This window comes from Psychroserpens mesophilus (genome assembly GCF_050617655.1).
GTDB lineage: Bacteria > Bacteroidota > Bacteroidia > Flavobacteriales > Flavobacteriaceae > Psychroserpens > Psychroserpens mesophilus_A.
On the sequence record NZ_JBODQC010000005.1, the window covers coordinates 188488 to 209951 of the forward strand.

The following is a 21464-nucleotide window of genomic DNA, read 5'->3' on the forward strand; positions in this document are numbered from 1 at the left end:
AATCATAGCTTATGAAACAGATAGTGCTTATTTGTTTGTTTTTCTTCGGATCACTTTCAATCTGCCAATCTCAGGAATGGATGACATCATTAGAAGTCGCAAAAAGTCTTGCTTTTGTTCAGGATAAATTGATTTTTGCAGTATGGGAAAATGCCTCATTTCAGGAGTATCCTGTTTTAATTAAAAATGAAAAGGGTGATGCTGTTGTAGATGATTTATTCAGTAACGAAAGCTTAAATGAAATCGTCTGGAAGCATTTTGTGCCAGTAATTATTAATGAGCATAATTATGAGGCATTACTAAATGAGATTAAAGGACAACGAAGTCAGCTTTATATCGATAAATTTAATGATGATACTATAAAAATCATGGATGTAAATGGAAATATTCTCAATACAACCATTGTATATTATGATTACTTAGACTTTGCAAAATTTGTAACCAAATACGCCTTAGAGACCTCTTTTTTGAAAGCAGAATTAGCTAATTATAGAATCCAGCAGGATTTTAATACAGCGTATCGTTTGGCTTCAAAATATATTGATTATGCGGTTCTTGTTAATGATGAGATTCGACCTGAAATAGTTAAGTTGTCTGGTTATTACTTGAAAGAGGCTGAAAATTACATGGCAAATGATAATTCAGAAGAATTAAATCAAAAAATTGAATTGCAATCCATAAAACAAACATTAGTTTTAGGAAAGGCCAAAAAAGTTTTAAGACAATTGAAAAGAATCGATACTTCAAAAATTGACGCTTCTGATGACGCTTTAGTTGCCTTTTTATATTTCACCTCATACCTGCTTTTAAAAGATGAAACTAATGCCAGTGAGTGGAGAAGTAAAGTTTCTTTAGTAAATTTGAAGATGAGCAATTTAATTATAAAAAATAAGTTTTAGATACTTTGGAGACACTTATTAATTATTTTGAAACCATTCCTTCGCTACACAGAAGTTTAATTCTGGTTGGCGGACTAACATTTTTTTGGCTTCTGGAAGGTTCATTGCCATTAGTCAATTTTAAATATAAGAAATGGAAACATGCCTTACCTAATATCTTTTTTACATTAACAACGGTTATTATAAACTTTGGGTTGGCGTTTTTGTTATTGGGAAGCGCTGATTGGGTAAAAGAAAATCAGTTTGGAATTATTAACTGGATACCAAACCTTCCTTTATGGGCTTATGTGTTGTTAGGCGTATTGCTTTTAGACTTTATTGGTGCTTATCTGGCGCATTATGTAGAGCATAAAGTAAAACCATTATGGATGATACATTTAGTGCATCACTCAGATCATCATGTCGACACAACCACAGCTAATAGACATCATCCACTTGAAAGCGTTATCAGGTTTGCTTTCACACTTGCTGGTGTGTTTATTGTTGGTACACCTATATATATTGTGTTTTTATACCAGTCCTTATCCTTAGTAGCAACTCAGTTTAGCCATGCTAATATCAAGCTTCCAAAACGAGTTGATGATGTGCTCAGTTATCTTATAGTATCTCCAAACATGCATAAAGTGCACCATCACTATAAATTACCATATACAGATAGTAATTACGGAAATATCTTTTCTGTTTGGGATAGACTCTTTGGAACTTACATGAAACTGGATCCCAAATTGATAGTTTATGGCGTGGATACGTTTCCAGATGAAGATGCTAACGGAAAGATTGGAGCACTTCTTAAACAACCGTTTCATAAATACAGAAAACCGACCACAATTGATCCTTCAGAATAAGTAAAAGTGCTGCTTTGTTATCGATTAAGTGCTCATTTTTAAGGATTTGCGAACAGTGCTCTCAGTTATAAATTGCTCAAAACCATGTAGTTCGTCGCTTTTTTTTATCATTTGCTTTCATTCATCGACTCTTTGTTGGTATTCACCTAAATTCTTGTTCTTGGTGTTTTTCTAGGCATACATTTGAATATAATTACATACAATCGCTCAGTGATGTAAAGATGCTGAGAGATTGATTTTTAGTTAACCTTTAAATGACCCCAATCATGAACAAGATTACTACAATTGGCATGCCAATTCACGGCCTTATAGGTCTCGTTTTATTTGCATTGTTTTTTAATAGTAGCCTCTTAGCACAAGACACTTACACTACGATTAGAAAAAATGTGAATCCTTTAGCTTATAATTTAAATCACGATTTATCTAGTACGCAAGATTCATTGTTATTAAAAAACAAATTTCTTTTCAAGAGAGTACGTTTTATTAGTAATCAAGCCGAAAAAGTATTTGATTTTAAGCCAGCAGTAAAAAGTGCAAAAATTCCCTTAGACGAATTACCTTTAGGAAAATACACTGTTATGTTTTATCAGGCAGACAAAATTATTGTATTTCAAATCGAAAGAGTATTACCGTTCGATTCTATGTATGGTATAGAAACTGACGCAGTGGCCTTAAATGATTCTGAAGTGTTATCAGATGATATCGATGGTGTTGCACTAAATGACATTGATGGTATAGAATTAGAATATGATACCACTAATTTAAATGTTGCTTCTAACGGAAGTGATTTAGATTTTGAAAATGGTATGGACTATTTTTCAAAAGCCTATAACATTTCAGATGTTGATAGAGATCATGTTCAAACTAGAGCAGATTACAGACGCAATAACTTAAGACCTAATGGAAAACCTTATGATGATAACTAAATGATAGTTGTTAATTGTAAGAAAATTTCCATACTTCGGTTTTATTGACCTTTCATAGGTTTTTTTGTGTGCAAATACCTGAAGTGTCTTAGTTTTAGTCTCAGGGATTATAATTAAGCTATTGATTTAATGTTGACGTTAACAGCGTTTGCACATGAAAACAGTTTATATTATAATCTTTTTTGTTTTAATAGGTTCTTCTTTTAGGCGCCTTCAAGCTCAAAATGATTTTGCCATTCTAGAGAAAAATGTCAATGTGAGAGCTAAAGGATTGATTCAAAAATTAAATGCAACTAAAGACACACTCGTACTTCAAAGTAATACATTAATCAATAAAGTGTATGCTGTTAATATGAGTTACAAAAGAGAGATCGATCTTGCTGTTAAAGACAAATCTGTCAAAATTCCCTTAAAAAAATTAAGTAAAGGCAAACATGTTTTTGTGGCTGTACAATCTCCTGTACGTATTGTATTTGTTGTTAAAATATTAAGAGACAACTCTGTGTTGTTAGCTATGGAAGATGATAAATTGGTGTCTAAAAATAAGTAGTTTTCTAATTAGCGATTACTCATAAATCAAATATTTTGCTCTCGTTTTTTTAAACTCTGAAAGCCCTTTTGACCAGGAGTTTCTGATGTCTTTTTCAGAAACACCATCTTCTATTTGTTGTTGTAATTGTTTGGTTCCTGCTAATTTAATAAAGAAGCTATTGAAGAATTCGTCTTTCTTAACCGAATTTTTGTAAGCCTTTATTAAATAGTTTAGATTAATCTGATTTAGTGGTTTAACATCTTTGAGATTTTCCCCATAACATAATTCGCCTTTATGCTTTGGATATTTAGCACCTTCATTTGATTGTGGAGTAAACTGGAATGTATAGTTATCCTTGTTTAAAAACGGACTTCCATATACTTGAAACTGATTGGAAGTACCACGACCAGCACTTACATTTGTGCCTTCAAAAAAACATAAACTAGGATATAAGCTTATAGCAATATCATTAGGTAAATTAGGCGATGGTTTTATAGGTAAGCTATAGGGTTTATGATGTGAGTAATTTTTAACAGGAATGACTGTTAGATTACAGGTGATTTTGTTATGTAACCATGTTTCACCATTTATCATTTGAGCATACTCTCCAATAGTCATCCCATGAACCACAGGAATGGGATGCATACCAACAAAGCTTTTGTTTGCCATTTCTAAAATAGGTCCATCAATATAATGCCCATTTGGATTAGGTCTGTCTAAAATAAGAACAGGAATATTGGCTTCAGCACAAGCTTCCATAACATAGTGTAATGTAGAGATATAGGTGTAGAATCGAGCACCAACATCCTGAATGTCAAAAACCATAATATCAATGGCAGGAATTTCAGGTTCGATGTCCTCTTCATGCGTTGTAGTCTCTTTTAAGTACTGAAGTTTTGGCTTTTTATTATCGCCATAAATTGAAATAATAGACACACCTGTTTTTTTGTCTATACTATCTTTGATATGTTCACCAGCATCTGCAGTACCACGAAAGCCATGCTCTGGCGCAAATACGTATTTAAGATCAATTCCTAAAGTCAATAAAGAATCTACCAAATGAATGTATGTGTTTGTATCTGATTTAAAAATCACACTGGTTTGATTCGCTACAACACCAACTTGTTTTCCTTTTAATAAAGGCAAATAGTCTTCTAATCGATTTGCACCAACAATTATATTATTGTCAGCAATTGTGAGATTGTCATCATGAACTTGATTCAGGATCTCGTTATTCTGAGTTAAATTATCTTTAGATTTCGATCCACAGGAAATCAGAATCGAAACAAGTATAATTATTATTGGGAAAACCCTATTTTTGAATATCGATAAACGCATATTTAAATTTTGAATTACGAGTTTTTTATAGCTAAACGCATTATTGGTAGTAAAGCGTATAAAAGTAGTGTTTCGGCTCCAATAATAAAAATTGGAATCACAGCCATTGCTATTGGTATAATCGTGATGCTTATTGCTATTGCTACTGGTTTAGGGCTTCAAAAGAAGGTACGAGAAAAGGTCATTGCGTTTAATGGTCATTTAACAATTAATAACTACGATACCAATTCGTCAAACGAATCTGAGTTTCCAGTAGCTACTGAACAAGAGTTTTATCCAAACTTTAATACTGTTGCTGGTGTTAAACACATTCAGGCAGTAGCCACAAAATTTGGTGTGATTAGAACTGAAACTGATTTTGAAGGAACTGTTTTAAAAGGTGTAGGAAAAGATTACGATTGGTCGTATCTGGAAGATTTTTTAATAACAGGTAGTGTGCCTGATTATTCAAATGAGTTGCACAATGAAGTGCTTATTTCAAGTTACCTAGCGAACCGACTTCATTTTAAGGTTGAAGATTCGTTCCAAATGGTTTTTGGTAAAGACAATATAGAAGATCCTCCGTTTATAAGACAGTTTAAAATTGTTGGTATTTTTAGTTCTGGATTTCAGGAGATTGATAAAACATTTATGATAGGAGATATTCGTCATGTACAACGCTTAAATAAATGGAATCCTAATCAAATCGGCAATTTTGAAGTGTTTATTGATGATTATAATAAGTTGCGGGAAATGGATACGAAAATTAGAGCAGCAACACCTTCCAATTTAAATACACAAACTATTGAAGAGAAATATTATACCACGTTTGAATGGATTAAAATTTTCGACAATAATACGTATGGAATCATAGCTATTATGATTATTGTTGCCGGAATTAACATGATTACCGCACTTCTGGTTCTCATTTTAGAACGCACTCAAATGATTGGAATCCTTAAAGCTTTAGGGAGTTCTAACTGGAGTATTAGAAAAGTGTTTCTCTACAATGCTACCTATTTGATATGTTTAGGATTGTTTTGGGGAAATGTTATTGGCTTGGGGTTGCTGTTTATTCAACAACAATTTAGTCTGCTCAAATTTCCAGATCCTGAACAGTATTATGTGTCTGTTATTCCTGTTTATATGGGTTTAGACCATATCATTCTATTAAATATCGGAACATTTGTTGCCTGTTTTCTTATGCTCATGATTCCTTCAGTAATTATCACAAAAATTTCTCCGGTTAAGGCAATTCGATTTGAATAATCCTTAACTAAAAAAACACTTTCGTTTCCAGTTTAAATATCTATTTTTGCACAGCAAAACAATATTTATGGATTACGCAGAAAATATATTAGAAACGATAGGTAATACACCTTTGGTAAAAATAAATAAGCTCACAGCTGAATTGCCTTGTTTGGTACTATCAAAATATGAAACCTTTAATCCTGGTAACTCAGTAAAAGATCGTATGGCATTAAAAATGATTGAAGATGCAGAGGCTGACGGTCGTTTAAAGCCAGGAGGAACTATTATTGAAGGAACTTCAGGAAATACAGGAATGGGATTGGCATTGGCAGCGATTGTGAAAGGCTACAAATGTATTTTTGTGATTAGTGATAAACAATCTAAAGAAAAAATGGACATTTTACGCGCTGTTGGTGCTGAGGTTGTTGTTTGTCCTACAGATGTAGAACCTGATGATCCACGAAGTTATTATTCTGTATCAAAACGACTAGGAGAAGAAACACCAAATTCCTGGTATGTGAATCAATATGATAATCCCAGTAATGCTAAAGCACATTATGAAAGTACAGGTCCTGAAATCTGGAAACAAACCGATGGTAAAATAACGCACTTTATTGTTGGAGTTGGCACTGGAGGAACAATTTCAGGTGTTGGTAAATACTTAAAAGAACAAAATCCGAATGTAAAAGTCTGGGGAGTGGATACTTATGGAAGTGTCTTTAAAAAATACCACGAAACAGGAGAGTTTGATGAAAAAGAAATTTACCCTTACGTAACTGAAGGTATTGGTGAAGATATTCTTCCAGAAAATGTAGATTTTTCAATCATTGACGGTTTTACTAAAGTAACCGATAAAGATGCTGCTGTTTATACACAGTTACTGGCAAAAGAAGAAGGGATGTTTTTAGGAAATTCTGCAGGTGCAGCTATTAAGGGCGTTTTGCAGTTAAAAGAATATTTTACAAAAGATGATGTCGTTGTGGTTTTATTCCACGATCATGGAAGTCGCTATGTCGGAAAAATGTTCAACAACGAATGGATGAAGAAAATGGGCTATATCGATTAGTCTAAATAAAAGTTAATATACGCAAAACCTGGAGGTCACTTCAGGTTTTGTTATTTCAACTCAATCGTATCTATCAATAACTGAAAATCTTGAGGCTTTTTATTACCTATTAGAAAGGCAATCTCAGACATAATGTCGCCTTCAAAATTAGGCTGATTTAAACGTCGTCCACGAAAACCTGGATACATCTCCGAAAATGGAATTTCAATAAGCATCCAGTCTTCACTTGTTTTAAACTCAAAAATATAAGATGCCTTGTCTTCAGAATTCTTTTTTAGTCGAAACTGATAGGTTTTTCCATCACCTTTGATTCGGAGTTTAATTTTTGAATAACGACTAACATCTTTGGTCTTGAATTGGTGTCGTACAGATGAAAACCCTCCATTATTCTCAAGAGATACCTTTCCGTAGAACATGCCAAAACCATCGTCGGTAATTTTAAATTTTCCGTTAGAGCGTCCTCCCATAACAACATCATCTAAAATATACCAGTCGCTGGTATGGCTTTCAGACGAAAAATCATAAAGTGTCATATGTCCTAGCGTTAAAAGAGGTATTAAAATTAATTTGAAACTCATATTTTTTATTATAAAGTACAAACTCTTATCTGATTAATATCTAAAATTTACGTTAAACCTTGCTGCTTTCCTGTATTTTATTACTTTTATACAATGAGAGAAAATTTTCTACATTACATTTGGGAATATAAAAAATTTGATATCCTGAATCTCAAAACGACACAGCATGAATCTATAGATTTAATTTCTGTTGGAATTCATAATCATAATTCTGGTCCAGATTTTTTTAACGCTAGGTTGAAAATAGGAGAGCAGCTCTGGGCAGGAAATGTAGAAATTCATATAAAGTCCAGTGATTGGTATGTCCATCTTCATGAATTAGATCCGGCTTATGATAATGTAATTTTGCATGTAGTATACGAGCATGATACAGATATTTTCAGAAAAGATAATTCGACCATTCCTACTTTAGAATTAAAACAATTTATCAATCCAAACATATTACTGAACTATCAAAAACTATTTTCTAATAAAGTCAAATGGATTAACTGTGAAAGTGATTTTGCTCAAATTGAAGATTTTGTTCTAAACCATTGGTTGGAACGCTTATATTTTGAACGCTTAGAGCGAAAATCAAAAATCATTGAAAACTTGCTTGAAGCTTCAAAAAATGACTGGGAAGATGTCTTGTTTAAAATGCTGACAAAAAATTTCGGACTTAAAGTCAATGGTGAGGCATTTTTTAGCTTATCTAAATCCATCAACTTTTCAATGATTAGAAAAAACCAAACAAATTTAATGTCGTTAGAAGCATTATTGTTTGGTCAGGCAGGACTATTAGAAGAAAACAATGAGGAGGTATATTACCAAAATCTAAAAAAAGAATACATCTTTTTAAAACAAAAGTTCCAGTTGTCTAATGAGTTTGTAGTGCCTTTACAGTTTTTCAGGCTCAGACCACCAAATTTTCCAACCATTCGCTTGTCTCAATTAGCACATTTATATCACAAGCAGCACAACTTATTTCCTAAGGTTATTGCTGCTGACACTCTTCAAGAATTTTATGAAATTTTTAAAGTATCTACATCTCAATACTGGAAAACGCATTACACGTTTCAAAAGAGCTCTAAAACAACTGAAAAATCATTAACCAACTCATTTATAGACTTGCTATTAATCAATACAATTTTGCCAATTAAGTTTAGTTTTTTAAAACAAAAAGGAGAAACTAATTGCGAGCAGCTTATAGAGATTGTTAGAGCTATTCAACCTGAAAAAAATGCAATCGTAAACGGGTTTAATACACTTAGAAATGTATCAAAATCTGCATTAGAATCTCAGGCATTAGTTCAATTAAAAACTGAATATTGTGATAAACATCAATGTTTAAATTGTGCCATAGGAAATTCGCTTTTAGCCTGAATTCGACTAAAGATTCTAGTTAAAGAGTCTTATAGAAAGATACAAGTAAATTGATTGTTTGTTATTTATACATAAAACAAATATTAGGTCAATTACAGGTTTTTAAACAAATAAACTTTTAATGTTTTAAACTAAAGACTAAATTGCAATACAAAATGAATGCAAACACTAAACATGAAATTCATTTCAAATTCATAACATTGTAATAATGAAATTTTTTTACCAAATGCTTTACTATTTTCAAAAGCGAGGCTATTACGTTTGTCAACGTATTGCAGATCGTTTAGGAATTAGAGCAAAAGTAGTGCGTACATCCTTTATGTACCTTACTTTTGTAACCTTAGGGTTTGGCTTTGCATTATATCTTTTTTTTGCATTTTGGATAAGAATCAAGGACATTATTTATACTAAAAGATCTTCAGTTTTTGATTTGTAACCTATGAATCCACTAATAAAATTTTTTAGAACTAAGATTTATACAGCAGTATTTTTACTGACGTTAATTTTGGCTATTGGAGTTTTTGGGTTTAAAATCATGTCTAACTATTCCTGGGTAGATTCAGTGTACATGACAGTTATAACTATTACTACTGTTGGGTTTGGTGAAGTGCAACCGCTAGATGATAATGCTAAAATATTTACCATTTTCTTAATTTTAGCGAGTGTTATTATTTTAGGTTATGCCATTACAGTAATCACAGAGTATATATTGAGTAAAAATGATTTGGATGAATTAAAACAAAAAGAGATGCAAAAGAAAATAGACAGTTTTAAAAATCATATTATTATATGTGGCTATGGTAGAAACGGAAAGCAGGCTGCACGAAAGCTTACTGCCTATAATAAGCCTTTTGTAATTATTGAAAAGAATAAAGAGGTTATAGAAAAATATCATGACGAAAATTTACCTTTTATATTTGGAAACGCGAATGAAGATGAAACTTTAATTCAAGCAGGTATTGAACGTGCTAGTACTTTAATTTCAGCTTTACCTAGCGATGCCGATAATCTATTTGTGGTGCTTTCAGCAAGACAAATTAATGGAAATATGAGTATTATCAGTCGTGCATCTCAAGAAACATCTTATGAAAAGCTAAAATTGGCTGGAGCTAATAATGTAATTTTACCAGATAGAATTGGTGGAGATCATATGGCTTCTTTGGTGGTTATACCAGATTTAGTTGAGTTTATAGATAATTTAGGTATCGTTGGTGAACGTAATATTAATATTGAGGAAGTTGTAGTTGATAAACTGTATAATACAGCTGAAATTAAAACGATTAAAGATTTAGACTTAAGAAGAAAAACAGGATGTACAGTAATTGGTTTTAAAGATGGAAAGGGCGAATATGTTGTTAACCCTGAAGCTGATACTCAACTCATATCAGGATCAAAAATCATTGTACTTGGTAAGCCAGAACAGATTGAAAGGTTAAACTCTTTATACGATATCAAATAACATACATTTCATTTTAACAAAGGATGCTTTATAAAATCAATTTTTTTTAGCATCTTGTGAGCCTTATAATAACTAACTAATTTAAATAATTCTCAAATGAAGAAATGTCTTCTTTCACTTTTTGCTACAATACTTCCGTTAGTAACATTCGCTCAAGAAACAACATCTGAACAAATAGATGCTGTTTTTACAAAGTATACAGGATGGTTTGTTGAAGCTATTTTTTATGAAATTCCATTTTCTGAAGATTATAAAATTCCTTGGGTGCTTATCGTATTAATAGGCGGAGCATTATTTTTTACAATCTATTTTAGGTTTATAAATATTACAGGGTTTAGAACAGCTATTAAAGTTGTTAGAGGTCAATATGAAGATATCGAAAAACATGGAGCTGATAAGCTTTATGGAGATGACGGAATTGCAATCAATGTTAATTTAGACGAAAATACATCTAATGCAGATACCTTATATGGAGATAGTACTCCTAATGAAGGAGAAGATCTTATTGAAACCATAAGAGATGAAGGTGCAGATGGAGAAGTATCGCATTTTCAGGCCTTAACTGCTGCTTTATCTGCAACAGTAGGTTTAGGAAATATCGCTGGTGTTGCTGTTGCACTTTCTATTGGTGGACCAGGAGCTACGTTTTGGATGATTGTTGCTGGATTATTAGGTATGGCATCAAAATTTGCAGAATGTACACTTGGTGTAAAATACAGAGATGTTGGAGAAGATGGAACCATTTATGGTGGTCCGATGTACTATTTAACCAAAGGATTAAAGTCTAAAGGTATGGGCGGATTTGGAAAAGTATTAGCCGTTTTATTCGCCATTTTTGTAATAGGTGGTTCTTTTGGAGGTGGAAACATGTTTCAGGCCAATCAGGCAGCTGCTCAATTTGTGAAGCTTTTTGAATTAGAAGGTGGAAATGCAGGACTTTATTTCGGAATCGTTATGGCTATTCTGGTTGCCATTGTAATTATAGGAGGTATCAAAAGAATAGCAAAAGTTACCGAAAAAGTAGTGCCTTTTATGGCTGGAATATACGTGCTAGCTGCCTTAATTATTTTAGGTGCTAACTTTACGCTTATTGATGATGCTTTTGCTTTAATATATGAAGGTGCATTTTCCGGATTAGGAATTGCTGGTGGATTAGTAGGTGTGATGATACAAGGTATTCGTCGTGGTGCATTCTCTAACGAAGCTGGTGTTGGTTCTGCAGCAATTGCGCACTCTGCAGTGCGAACAAAATATCCTGCTAGTGAAGGTATTGTTGCACTTTTAGAACCATTTGTAGATACGGTTGTAATTTGTACAATGACCGCTTTGGTTATTGTAATTACAAACTTTGATGGTGCATTTATGGAATATGGTGTTGAAATCACGGAAGGTGTTGAAATCACAGCTCAGGCTTTCGATTCAGTTATTCCACATTTTTCTGTAATTCTAACAATTGCAGTGATTCTTTTTGCATTCTCAACTATGATTTCTTGGTCCTATTATGGTATGCAAGGTTGGGTGTTTCTTTTCGGAAAAGGAAAAACATCAGACTTAGTCTATAAAATTTTATTTTTGCTTTTCGTAGTAGTAGGTGCTTCAATAAGTTTAGGCGCTGTTATTAATTTCTCAGACGCCATGATTTTCGCCATGGTTGTACCAAATATTATAGGTGTCATTTTACTGTCTCCTATCATAAAAAAAGAACTAAACAGATATTACAAAGCCATTGCAGTAAAAGAAGAAGCTATTGATGAAGGAGCTGAAGATTTAAACGAACACTTATAACATATTAAAAATGAAACATATTAAATCCCACTTCACGTTTACTAAACAGCAACGAAGTGGGATTTTTATGTTATTACTTCTCATTCTAATTCTGCAATGTATTTATTTTTTTGTTGATTTTTCTTCGGAGGAAATTGATGTCAATCAAAATAATTTAGCAATTTTTCAGGCTGAAGTCGATTCGCTTAAACTTGTCAGAATTGATGAACGTAAACCGAAAATCTACCCATTTAATCCAAATTTTATTACAGATTATAAAGGGTATACACTCGGAATGAGTACAGATGAAATTGATAGATTACTGACCTTTAGAAAACAAAATAAATGGATCAATTCAGTAAAAGATTTTCAAAATGTCACTAAAGTTTCAGATTCTCTTTTAGAAGAAATATCACCTTATTTTAAATTTCCAGATTGGGTAACAAATCCGAAACCAAAAACACAATATGCCTATTCAAAAGGCAACACACCCAAAACATTTGATCAAAAACAGAATTTAAATACAGCAACAGCAGAGCAACTAAAAAAGGTAAATGGAATTGGTGAAAAATTGTCCGAACGTATTGTGGCTTACAGAACAAAGCTGGGAGGAAATTTTATTGCTGATGTACAACTTCAAGACGTGTATGGCTTATCGCCTGAAGTGATTGAACGAACACTAAACGAATTTACAGTTAAGGATGCTAAGCCAGTTAAAAAGTTAAGCCTTAATACAGCTACAATTGAAGAATTAGTTACGATTCAATATATTGATTATGAAATTGCACATTCCATAATTGAAGAGCGTACACTAAGAGAAGGCTTTAAATCCTTAGATGAATTAAATAAAGTTAAAGACTTTCCTGTCAAAAAAATTGAGATAATTAAGTTATATTTGACCTTAGATTAAAACAAAGATTTTAAGGCAAAAAAAAAGAGCAATCTGTTGCATTGCGAAGACACAGGAAGCGCTTTAAAAACATTAAAAATATACACTATGAATAGTAGGTACTTCACTGAAGAACATGAATTATTTAGACAAAGTTTAAGAGACTTTTTACAAAAAGAAGTCGTTCCTCATATTGAAAAATGGGAAGAAACAGGTCATATAGAACGCTTTATCTGGAAAAAATTTGGAGACATGGGATTCTTCGGTATTGCGTATCCTGAAAAATATGGAGGAATGGATCTCGATTTATTCTATACTGTAATCTTACTTGAAGAATTACAGAAAGTGAATTCTGGAGGATTTGCAGCTGCAATCTGGGCACACACTTACTTAGCAATGACACATGTCAATAAAGAAGGCGATCACGCCATCAAAGAAAAATATTTAGCTCCTAGTATTACTGGAGATAAAATAGGATGTCTTTGTATTACAGAACCTTTTGGAGGTAGCGATGTAGCAGGTATGAGAACCACAGCTGTGAAAAAAGGAGACACTTATGTTATTAATGGTTCTAAAACATTTATAACCAATGGTGTTTATAGTGACTATTTAGTTGTTGCGGCGAAAACAAATCCTGAACTTGGAAATAAAGGAATTAGTATCTTCATTATGGATAGAGATACACCTGGTATTTCTGCTACCAAACTAGATAAATTAGGATGGAGAGCATCAGACACAGGAGAAATTGCTTTCGATAATGTTGTCATACCTGATTCTAATTTAATGGGAGAAGAAAATAAAGGCTTTCCTTATATCATGCAACATTTTGCCTTAGAGCGTTTAATCATGGGAATCAATGCGCACGCAAGAGCCGAGTATGCATTAGAGTATACGTTGAAGTATATGAGTGAACGTGAAGCCTTCGGAAGAACAATTGATAAGTTTCAGGCTCTACGACATAAAATAGCAGATCGATATACAGAAATGGAAATCTGTAAAGAATTTAACTACTCTGTTGCAAGTCGATTAGATCAAGGTGAATATGTGGTGAAAGAAGCCACCATGTCTAAACTTCAATGCACAAAAATGTCAGATGAAGTCATGTACGATTGTCTGCAGTTTTTAGGAGGTTATGGCTATATGGAAGAATATCCTTTAGCGAGATTATTACGTGATAGCAGGTTAGGACCTATTGGAGGTGGAACTTCTGAGATATTAAGAGAAATAATTGCAAAGATGGTTATAGATAAGAAAGATTATAAACCAGCGACTTAATCTCAAATAAATTATGATAAAATCTCAATTGACAAAACAATTCATTACATACTGTTTCTGTGTTTTCAGTATGGTTTCATTTTCGCAAACTGAACTCAAAAATAAGATTGTAGATTTTACGACGTTAATGCCAATTGAGAGTGCAAGTATTTATATTAAAAATACAACAATAGGTACTGTGAGTAACGAGGATGGTAAATTTGTGCTGCAAGTCGCCAAAGAATTACAATCTGACACACTTATTATTTCATCTATAGGTTATAAAAGTTTTAAAATTCCAGTTAACGAATTTGACAATTCAGAAGAGGTTTACTTAGAAGAAGATATTGCTGCTTTAGATGAGATTATCCTTGTTGCTGAAAACCGGCCAAAAACTGGAAATGATATTGTATTAAAAGCAATTGAAAAGTTGTCTGAAAACCTTCCGGATTCTGCATACATTCAAAAAGGATTTTTAAGACACAAAGAGCGAAATGCTAAAGAGTTTAAGTGGCTTATTGAAAGTGCAATTACTGTATATGATTCGGGTTATTCAGTGCCTTCAGAAAATCATTTAAAGATTAATGTAGATCAGGTTCGTAAAAGCTATGATCTTCGCGATGTAGATAGTATCTTTTCATATTATTCATACCTTAAACGCTATGAAAATAATAGAAAACTTAAAGCCAAAAACTTAAAAAGGGATACTATCAAGACAGCGTCTTTGGTTAAAGCAATTAAATGGAATGACACCAGAGTTAATGGTCTCGAAAACTTATTTAAAGGAAAATTAAACCTGATAAGAAATTCTAATACTGCTAAGACGTTATTTGGAGACGATATTTTAGAAAAGCACCAATTTAAATTAGATACGGTTTTAGTAGATAACGATCGTAAAATTTATAAAATTCAAATTTCCGAAGGAAAAGAATATGTAGACCTTGAAACCAAAGGGATTTTTAATGGTGGTTATCACGCTAAAGGTTGGGTCTATATTTATTGGGATAATTATGCGATTAAAAAAATTGAATATGAACTTGTGGCTGCTTCAGATGCTCAAAAAACTAGAAGTAAAACTCTTTTCGGTACTCAAGTTAACCATAAATTAGTAATGACCTATATGGAATACAATGATAAGATGTATCCAAATTATATCTATTACGAAACACCTAAGCTTGTCAATGTAGGTTTGAAGACTACAGAAAAACTAACTGAAGAAGAAAAAGCAAAGTATTATAATGAGGAACGTTTTTACTACACGATTCAAGAAATTTTATTTTCAGACATAATAGAAGACGACCAAATTATTGCAGAAGCTTTAAACACAAAATGGGATGCAGATATCTTTGCGCCAAAGCCATACGATAAAGCTTTCTGGAAAAACTATAACATTATTTTAGAAAGCGAAGAAGATGAGCAACTCATAAAAGATCTAAGCAAACGAGCTTCTCTTTTTAAGCAGTAATTTTTAAAAATAAGTCATCTGTTCAAAAAATAAGATTTTTATTTTGAAATTTTAAATTCCTTCCTATATTTGCAGCCTTAAAAATTCTAAAAGAGAGGAGGTTAAGACACTATGTTAAAAATACCAGTAAAAGAAGGAGAAAATATAGATAGAGCGCTAAAGCGTTACAAACGTAAGTTTGATAGAACAGGTACAAAGCGTGCATTAAATGCTCGTAAGCAGTTTACAAAACCTTCTGTTGAACGAAGAGCCCAAATACAAAAAGCACAATATGTTCAAGGTCTAAGAGATCAGGAAAGCATTTAATTGTGTTTATATGATTTAAAATCCCATTAGAAATAATGGGATTTTTTTATTTCTAAATCGTATTGTAATTAAAACTTTGTATTTTAGATTTAATTCTAAAATGCGTAAATGTCATTTCAATCATTCTCAGATTATTTATTACTTGAAAAAAACTATTCTCAGTTAACACTCAAGGCATATCTCAAAGATATACATGATTTTTCTAATTTCATGGAATCTGAATATGATTCTGAATCAATCTCTAATACAAATTATCAGCACATAAGAAGTTGGATAATAGTATTAGTTAATAGCGGAATCTCAAACCGAAGCATTAACAGAAAAATATCCTCCTTAAATGCATATTACAAGTTTCTTTTAAAAACAGAAGACATTGATGTTAATCCACTAACAAAACACAAAGCATTAAAAACCAGTAAAAAAATTCAGGTGCCTTTTTCTGAACAAGACATTAAAACAGTACTTCAAGAACTAAATTTTGCTACAGACTTTGAAGGCTTGAGAAACCGATTAATTATTGAACTATTTTATGCAACAGGGATTCGAAGGATTGAGCTTGTACAGCTTAAACTCCATGATGTTGATCTGGCTAAAAACATATTAAAAGTATTAGGGAAAAGAAATAAGGAGCGATTTATACCGTTAATCCCATCTGTAGTTAATACAATACAAGCGTATATCAATAAGCGTAAAGAACTCCATGTTATTCAAGATGAATCGTATTTGTTTTTAACCAAAAAAGGGGTTAAAATCTATGAAACGCTTGTTTACAGAATTATAAATGATTACTTTAGTATTGCATCTACAAAGGTCAAACGTAGTCCGCACATTTTAAGGCACTCATTTGCGACTCATTTGCTAAATCAAGGTGCAAATCTAAATGCTGTAAAAGAACTTCTAGGTCATTCTAGTTTAGCAGCAACACAGGTCTATACACATAATAGTATAGCAGAATTAAAAAATGTGTATTCAAAAACACATCCAAGAAGTAAAAAATAATATTGTTTAACCAATAAAAGATTGAATATGAAGGTAAACACACAATCCGTAAATTTTAACGCAGACAAAAAACTAATTGATTTCATTCAAAAGCGAATGGATAAGTTAGATATGTTTTATGATAAAGTCATACAATCCGATGTCTATCTTAAGGTTGAAAATACAAGCGGTAAAGAAAATAAAATTTTTGAAGCTAGAGTAAATGTGCCAGGAGATAGTTTTGTTGTAAAGAAGCAATGTAAAACATTTGAGGAGGGTACAGATATGGCAGTTTCGTCCTTAGAAAGGCAATTAAAAAAGCGAAAAGAAAAATTAAGAACATATATGTGATAAAATTTTTCAAAAAATGTTTTGAATAAATAAATAAATCTTTACATTTGCAGTCCGTTAGAAATAGCGGGCTTTTTTTATAGCAAAAAAGTTATATAAAAGCCGATGTAGCTCAGCTGGCTAGAGCAGCTGATTTGTAATCAGCAGGTCGTGGGTTCGAGTCCCTCCATCGGCTCAAAAAAAGTCTAAAAGTAACAGTAGTTTATTTTAGCAAAAGTTCTTTAAAATTGGGGAGATACTCAAGCGGCCAACGAGGGCAGACTGTAAATCTGCTGACTACGTCTTCGCAGGTTCGAATCCTGCTCTCCCCACAAATTAAGTTCTAATAGAGAATTCACGAAAGCAAGCTTTTGTGAATTATATTTAGAAAATTTATGGATTGGGTCATCAATCCAGGCTTACTAAGCGAAGCGAGGTAACCCAAAATCAATATGAATTTGAAATATTGAAACCTTCAACTTTTAGAAAAGTTGTAAATAATGCGAGAGTAGCTCAGTTGGTAGAGCGTCAGCCTTCCAAGCTGAATGTCGCCGGTTCGAACCCGGTCTCTCGCTCTAAATTGAACTAAATGTTTTAGTTTAATTTTATCTTGAGTTAACGTTTTTGATTAGAAATTTTAATCAATCAATACGACCTTAAAGCCGGTGTAGCTCAGGGGTAGAGCGTTTCCTTGGTAAGGAAGAGGTCACGAGTTCAAATCTCGTCATTGGCTCTTTATTTGTTGCAGAATTAAATTGAACACTAATATAAATAAGATTAAATAAATTAAACATGGCAAAGGCAACTTTCGATCGTTCAAAACCACACCTTAATATAGGTACTATTGGACACGTAGATCACGGTAAAACAACTTTAACTGCTGCTATTACTAAAGTATTAGCTGATGCAGGTTTATCAGAAGCAAGATCATTTGATCAAATTGATAACGCTCCAGAAGAAAAAGAAAGAGGTATCACAATTAATACATCACACGTTGAATATGCAACAGCAAATCGTCACTACGCTCACGTTGACTGTCCAGGTCACGCCGATTACGTAAAGAACATGGTTACTGGTGCTGCTCAAATGGACGGTGCAATTTTAGTTGTAGCTGCTACAGATGGTCCAATGCCACAAACTCGTGAGCACATCCTTTTAGGACGTCAAGTAGGTATTCCTCGCATTGTAGTATTCATGAATAAAGTGGATATGGTTGATGATGAAGAGTTATTAGAATTAGTTGAAATGGAAATCAGAGATTTATTATCTTTCTATGAGTATGATGGAGATAATGGTCCTGTAATTGCTGGTTCTGCTTTAGGTGCACTTAATGGTGAGCAAAAATGGGTAGATACAGTAATGGAATTAATGGAAGCTGTTGATAACTGGATTGAAGAGCCAACTCGTGATATGGATAAGCCATTCTTAATGCCAATTGAAGACGTGTTCTCAATTACAGGTCGTGGAACTGTTGCTACAGGTCGTATTGAAACTGGTGTTGCCAATACAGGTGATCCAGTTGAGATTATTGGTATGGGTGCTGAGAAATTAACATCTACTATTACAGGTATTGAAATGTTCCGTCAAATCCTAGACAGAGGAGAAGCTGGAGATAACGCAGGTATCTTATTAAGAGGTATTGAGAAAACTCAAATCTCTAGAGGTATGGTTATTACTAAGCCAGGTTCTGTAACTCCACATGCTAAATTTAAAGCTGAGGTTTATATTCTTAAGAAAGAAGAAGGTGGACGTCACACTCCATTCCATAACAATTACCGTCCACAGTTTTACGTACGTACAACTGATGTGACTGGAAACATTGCGCTTCCTGACGGAGTTGAAATGGTAATGCCTGGTGATAACTTAACTATTACTGTTGAATTAATCCAGCCAATTGCAATGAATGTAGGTTTACGTTTTGCAATTCGTGAAGGTGGTAGAACAGTAGGTGCAGGTCAGGTTACTGAGATTTTAGACTAAAATATTTAGTATATAAATATGAATTAAGGTGTTTGTCGAAGGCGAACGCCTTGATTCATATTTACGGGTTTAGCTCAGTTGGTAGAGCACTGGTCTCCAAAACCAGGTGTCGGGAGTTCGAGTCTCTCAACCCGTGCAAATAGAATAAACGAAACTTGATTAAGTTGAAAAGTAATCAAATTTAGTTTCTCAATAAGTTTACAACACTAAATGAGTTTGTGCTTGCCACATTCTAAAAAAAAAGTGTTTAAATAGAAAATCAAATGGCAGGAATAGTAAATTATATTAAAGAATCTTTTGAAGAATTAAAGAATAATGTGACATGGCCAGCATGGTCAGAAGCACAAAGCTTGACTATTTTAGTAGCTGTGTTTTCAATAATTTTTTCATTAGCTATTTGGGGAGTTGATACTGTTTTCAGTAAAGTTATCAAGGCTTATTTTGACTTGATTTAACTAACTAACTATAAAAGCAAAGAAAGATGTCTGAGACAAGTGTAAATAAAAAATGGTATGTAGTTAGAGCTGTAAGTGGTCAGGAAAATAAAATCAAGACTTATATAGAAAACGAGATTTCTAGGTTAGGTTTAGAAGATTATGTTGATCAGGTTTTAGTGCCTACTGAAAAAGTAATTCAAATCCGTAACGGAAAAAAAATAAACAAGGAACGTGTTTACTTTCCTGGTTATATAATGATTCAGGCTAATTTAAGTGGAGAAATTCCACATATTATTAAATCGATAACTAATGTTATAGGATTTTTAGGAGAAACTAAAGGTGGAGATCCTGTGCCATTAAGACAGTCTGAAGTAAACAGAATGTTAGGTAAAGTGGATGAGTTATCTGTTGATTCAGATGCAAACGTAGCAATACCTTTCACTATTGGTGAAACTGTAAAAGTTATCGATGGACCATTTAATGGATTTGATGGAACCATTGAAAAGATAAATGAAGAAAAGCGTAAACTTGAAGTTATGGTTAAAATTTTCGGAAGAAAAACACCATTAGAGTTGAGTTATATGCAAGTTGAAAAAGTATAATAATTGTTACAATACAGATAGTATATCTTTTAGCTTCCAAAATAAAAGAGATACAAAACTAAAATTAGTAAAATGGCAAAAGAATTAGGTAAAGTAGTTAAATTACAAGTTCGGGGAGGTGCAGCGAATCCGTCGCCACCGGTTGGACCCGCTTTAGGTGCTGCTGGAGTTAATATCATGGAATTTTGTAAACAATTCAACGCTAGAACTCAGGATAAACCTGGTAAAGTTCTTCCAGTTGTTATTTCTGTTTATAAAGACAAGTCTTTTGATTTCGTGATCAAAACACCTCCTGCAGCGGTACAATTATTAGAAGCGGCCAAAGTAAAGAAAGGATCTGGAGAACCGAACAGAAAAAAAGTTGCAAAAGTAACTTGGGATCAGGTTAAAGCTATCGCAGAAGATAAAATGCAAGATTTAAATGCATTTGAAATCGAATCTGCTATGAAAATGGTAGCTGGTACTGCAAGATCAATGGGAATCACAGTTAAAGGTGGAGAAGCACCTAACTAAAAATTTTTGAAATGGCAAGAATAACAAAAAAGAGAAAAGAGGCTATGGCTAAAGTTGAGAAGAATAAATTGTATTCTCTTCAAGAGGCTTCAGCATTATTAAAGGAGATCACTTACACAAAATTTGATGCTTCAGTAGATTTAGCAGTAAGATTAGGTGTAGATCCTCGTAAAGCCAATCAAATGGTTAGAGGAGTAGTGTCACTTCCACATGGAACAGGTAAAGATATGAAAGTTTTGGCGTTAGTAACTCCTGATAAAGAGGAAGAAGCTAAAGCTGCCGGAGCAGATTATGTTGGACTTGATGAATACCTTGAAAAGATTAAAGGTGGCTGGACAGATGTTGACGTTATCGTTACAATGCCTGCCATTATGGGTAAATTAGGTCCTTTAGGTAGAGTGTTAGGTCCAAGAGGTTTGATGCCTAATCCTAAAACAGGAACAGTTACTATGGATGTTGCTAAAGCAGTAGCCGAAGTTAAAGCTGGTAAGATAGATTTTAAAGTTGACAAAACAGGAATTGTACATGCTCCTATAGGTAAAGCATCTTTTAGTGCTGATAAATTACAGGACAATGCAATGGAATTGTTGACCACTTTAAATAAGTTGAAACCGACAGCATCTAAGGGTGTGTATATGAAGAGTATCTTCATGTCTAGCACAATGAGCCCAAGTATTGCTGTTGATCCAAAAATAAGTTAAGTAGTTAAAT

At 33.0% G+C, this 21464-nt stretch carries 23 protein-coding genes and 5 tRNA genes; 26 read left to right on the forward strand and 2 right to left on the reverse strand.

The genetic code is table 11. The features are described 5' to 3' along the window. Positions 1–11: 11 nt before the first annotated feature. From ACRHNM_RS11000 to ACRHNM_RS11015, 4 genes are all read left to right on the forward strand, one after another. Positions 12–899 carry a hypothetical protein gene (locus ACRHNM_RS11000; protein ID WP_431136516.1) on the forward strand — a complete coding sequence of 296 codons (888 nt, stop codon included), beginning with the start codon at positions 12–14 and terminating at the stop codon, positions 897–899. Between the two features lie 5 nt (positions 900–904). Next, positions 905–1744: a sterol desaturase family protein gene (locus ACRHNM_RS11005; RefSeq protein WP_431136517.1), complete on the forward strand. Its 840-nt coding sequence runs from the start codon at positions 905–907 to the stop codon at positions 1742–1744. A gap of 266 nt (positions 1745–2010) precedes the next feature. Beyond that, complete coding sequence (locus tag ACRHNM_RS11010; protein WP_431136519.1) at positions 2011–2670, forward strand: hypothetical protein; 660 nt, start codon at positions 2011–2013, stop codon at positions 2668–2670. Between the two features lie 154 nt (positions 2671–2824). Beyond that, positions 2825–3220: a hypothetical protein gene (locus ACRHNM_RS11015; RefSeq protein WP_431136521.1), complete on the forward strand. Its 396-nt coding sequence runs from the start codon at positions 2825–2827 to the stop codon at positions 3218–3220. Positions 3221–3235: 15 nt separating this feature from the next. Here the strand turns inward: ACRHNM_RS11015 and ACRHNM_RS11020 are convergent, their stop codons facing one another. Continuing rightward, positions 3236–4540, reverse strand: coding sequence for an exo-beta-N-acetylmuramidase NamZ family protein (locus ACRHNM_RS11020; protein ID WP_431136523.1), 1305 nt, complete (start codon positions 4538–4540; stop codon positions 3236–3238). A gap of 9 nt (positions 4541–4549) precedes the next feature. Between ACRHNM_RS11020 and ACRHNM_RS11025 the strand changes: the two genes are divergently transcribed. Both ACRHNM_RS11025 and ACRHNM_RS11030 read left to right on the forward strand, forming a co-directional pair. Next, the gene (locus ACRHNM_RS11025; RefSeq protein ID WP_431136525.1) at positions 4550–5788 is read left to right on the forward strand and encodes an ABC transporter permease; all 1239 of its coding nucleotides are present in this window, start codon (positions 4550–4552) and stop codon (positions 5786–5788) included. 67 nt (positions 5789–5855) lie between these two features. Continuing rightward, positions 5856–6836, forward strand: coding sequence for a PLP-dependent cysteine synthase family protein (locus tag ACRHNM_RS11030; protein ID WP_431136526.1), 981 nt, complete (start codon positions 5856–5858; stop codon positions 6834–6836). Between the two features lie 50 nt (positions 6837–6886). Here the strand turns inward: ACRHNM_RS11030 and ACRHNM_RS11035 are convergent, their stop codons facing one another. After that, complete coding sequence (locus ACRHNM_RS11035) at positions 6887–7414, reverse strand: CIA30 family protein (RefSeq protein WP_431136528.1); 528 nt, start codon at positions 7412–7414, stop codon at positions 6887–6889. Positions 7415–7507: 93 nt separating this feature from the next. On the opposite strand from ACRHNM_RS11035, the gene ACRHNM_RS11040 reads away from it, so the two are divergent. From ACRHNM_RS11040 to rplA, 20 genes are all read left to right on the forward strand, one after another. Then, positions 7508–8776: a DUF2851 family protein gene (locus tag ACRHNM_RS11040; RefSeq protein ID WP_431136530.1), complete on the forward strand. Its 1269-nt coding sequence runs from the start codon at positions 7508–7510 to the stop codon at positions 8774–8776. A gap of 208 nt (positions 8777–8984) precedes the next feature. After that, complete coding sequence (locus ACRHNM_RS11045) at positions 8985–9212, forward strand: PspC domain-containing protein (RefSeq protein ID WP_431136531.1); 228 nt, start codon at positions 8985–8987, stop codon at positions 9210–9212. A 3-nt stretch (positions 9213–9215) separates the two neighbouring features. Beyond that, positions 9216–10235, forward strand: coding sequence for a potassium channel family protein (locus tag ACRHNM_RS11050; RefSeq protein ID WP_431136533.1), 1020 nt, complete (start codon positions 9216–9218; stop codon positions 10233–10235). 96 nt (positions 10236–10331) lie between these two features. Further along, entirely contained in the window at positions 10332–12020 is a 1689-nt protein-coding gene (locus ACRHNM_RS11055; RefSeq protein ID WP_431136535.1) for an alanine/glycine:cation symporter family protein, read from the forward strand. Between the two features lie 10 nt (positions 12021–12030). Beyond that, positions 12031–12909, forward strand: a complete 879-nt coding sequence (locus ACRHNM_RS11060; RefSeq protein ID WP_431136537.1) for a ComEA family DNA-binding protein — start codon at positions 12031–12033, stop codon at positions 12907–12909. Positions 12910–12996: 87 nt separating this feature from the next. After that, positions 12997–14163 (forward strand): acyl-CoA dehydrogenase family protein, encoded by a 1167-nt coding sequence (locus tag ACRHNM_RS11065; RefSeq protein WP_431136539.1) that lies wholly within the window; start codon positions 12997–12999, stop codon positions 14161–14163. 13 nt (positions 14164–14176) lie between these two features. Beyond that, positions 14177–15607, forward strand: a complete 1431-nt coding sequence (locus ACRHNM_RS11070; protein ID WP_431136540.1) for a carboxypeptidase-like regulatory domain-containing protein — start codon at positions 14177–14179, stop codon at positions 15605–15607. A 111-nt stretch (positions 15608–15718) separates the two neighbouring features. Beyond that, the gene (gene rpsU, locus ACRHNM_RS11075) at positions 15719–15913 is read left to right on the forward strand and encodes a 30S ribosomal protein S21 (RefSeq protein ID WP_040251429.1); all 195 of its coding nucleotides are present in this window, start codon (positions 15719–15721) and stop codon (positions 15911–15913) included. Between the two features lie 108 nt (positions 15914–16021). Then, complete coding sequence (locus ACRHNM_RS11080; protein ID WP_431136542.1) at positions 16022–16912, forward strand: tyrosine-type recombinase/integrase; 891 nt, start codon at positions 16022–16024, stop codon at positions 16910–16912. 27 nt (positions 16913–16939) lie between these two features. Further along, the gene (hpf, locus tag ACRHNM_RS11085) at positions 16940–17242 is read left to right on the forward strand and encodes a ribosome hibernation-promoting factor, HPF/YfiA family (protein ID WP_431136544.1); all 303 of its coding nucleotides are present in this window, start codon (positions 16940–16942) and stop codon (positions 17240–17242) included. Between the two features lie 101 nt (positions 17243–17343). Next, a tRNA-Thr gene (locus ACRHNM_RS11090) sits at positions 17344–17417 on the forward strand. Between the two features lie 54 nt (positions 17418–17471). Continuing rightward, a tRNA-Tyr gene (locus ACRHNM_RS11095) sits at positions 17472–17553 on the forward strand. Positions 17554–17723: 170 nt separating this feature from the next. Continuing rightward, positions 17724–17796 (forward strand) — tRNA-Gly (locus ACRHNM_RS11100). Positions 17797–17882: 86 nt separating this feature from the next. Beyond that, a tRNA-Thr gene (locus tag ACRHNM_RS11105) sits at positions 17883–17954 on the forward strand. A gap of 59 nt (positions 17955–18013) precedes the next feature. After that, on the forward strand, positions 18014–19201 hold the full coding sequence (gene tuf / locus ACRHNM_RS11110) for an elongation factor Tu (RefSeq protein WP_431136545.1): 1188 nt from the start codon (positions 18014–18016) through the stop codon (positions 19199–19201). 63 nt (positions 19202–19264) lie between these two features. Beyond that, positions 19265–19337 (forward strand) — tRNA-Trp (locus ACRHNM_RS11115). A 127-nt stretch (positions 19338–19464) separates the two neighbouring features. After that, positions 19465–19656, forward strand: a complete 192-nt coding sequence (secE, locus tag ACRHNM_RS11120) for a preprotein translocase subunit SecE (protein ID WP_431136547.1) — start codon at positions 19465–19467, stop codon at positions 19654–19656. Positions 19657–19682: 26 nt separating this feature from the next. Then, positions 19683–20240, forward strand: coding sequence for a transcription termination/antitermination protein NusG (nusG, locus tag ACRHNM_RS11125; protein ID WP_431136549.1), 558 nt, complete (start codon positions 19683–19685; stop codon positions 20238–20240). A gap of 72 nt (positions 20241–20312) precedes the next feature. Then, a complete protein-coding gene (gene rplK / locus ACRHNM_RS11130; protein WP_425077597.1) occupies positions 20313–20753 on the forward strand; it encodes a 50S ribosomal protein L11 in 441 nt (146 codons plus the stop codon). An 11-nt stretch (positions 20754–20764) separates the two neighbouring features. Beyond that, complete coding sequence (gene rplA / locus ACRHNM_RS11135; protein WP_431136551.1) at positions 20765–21454, forward strand: 50S ribosomal protein L1; 690 nt, start codon at positions 20765–20767, stop codon at positions 21452–21454. Positions 21455–21464: the final 10 nt, after the last annotated feature.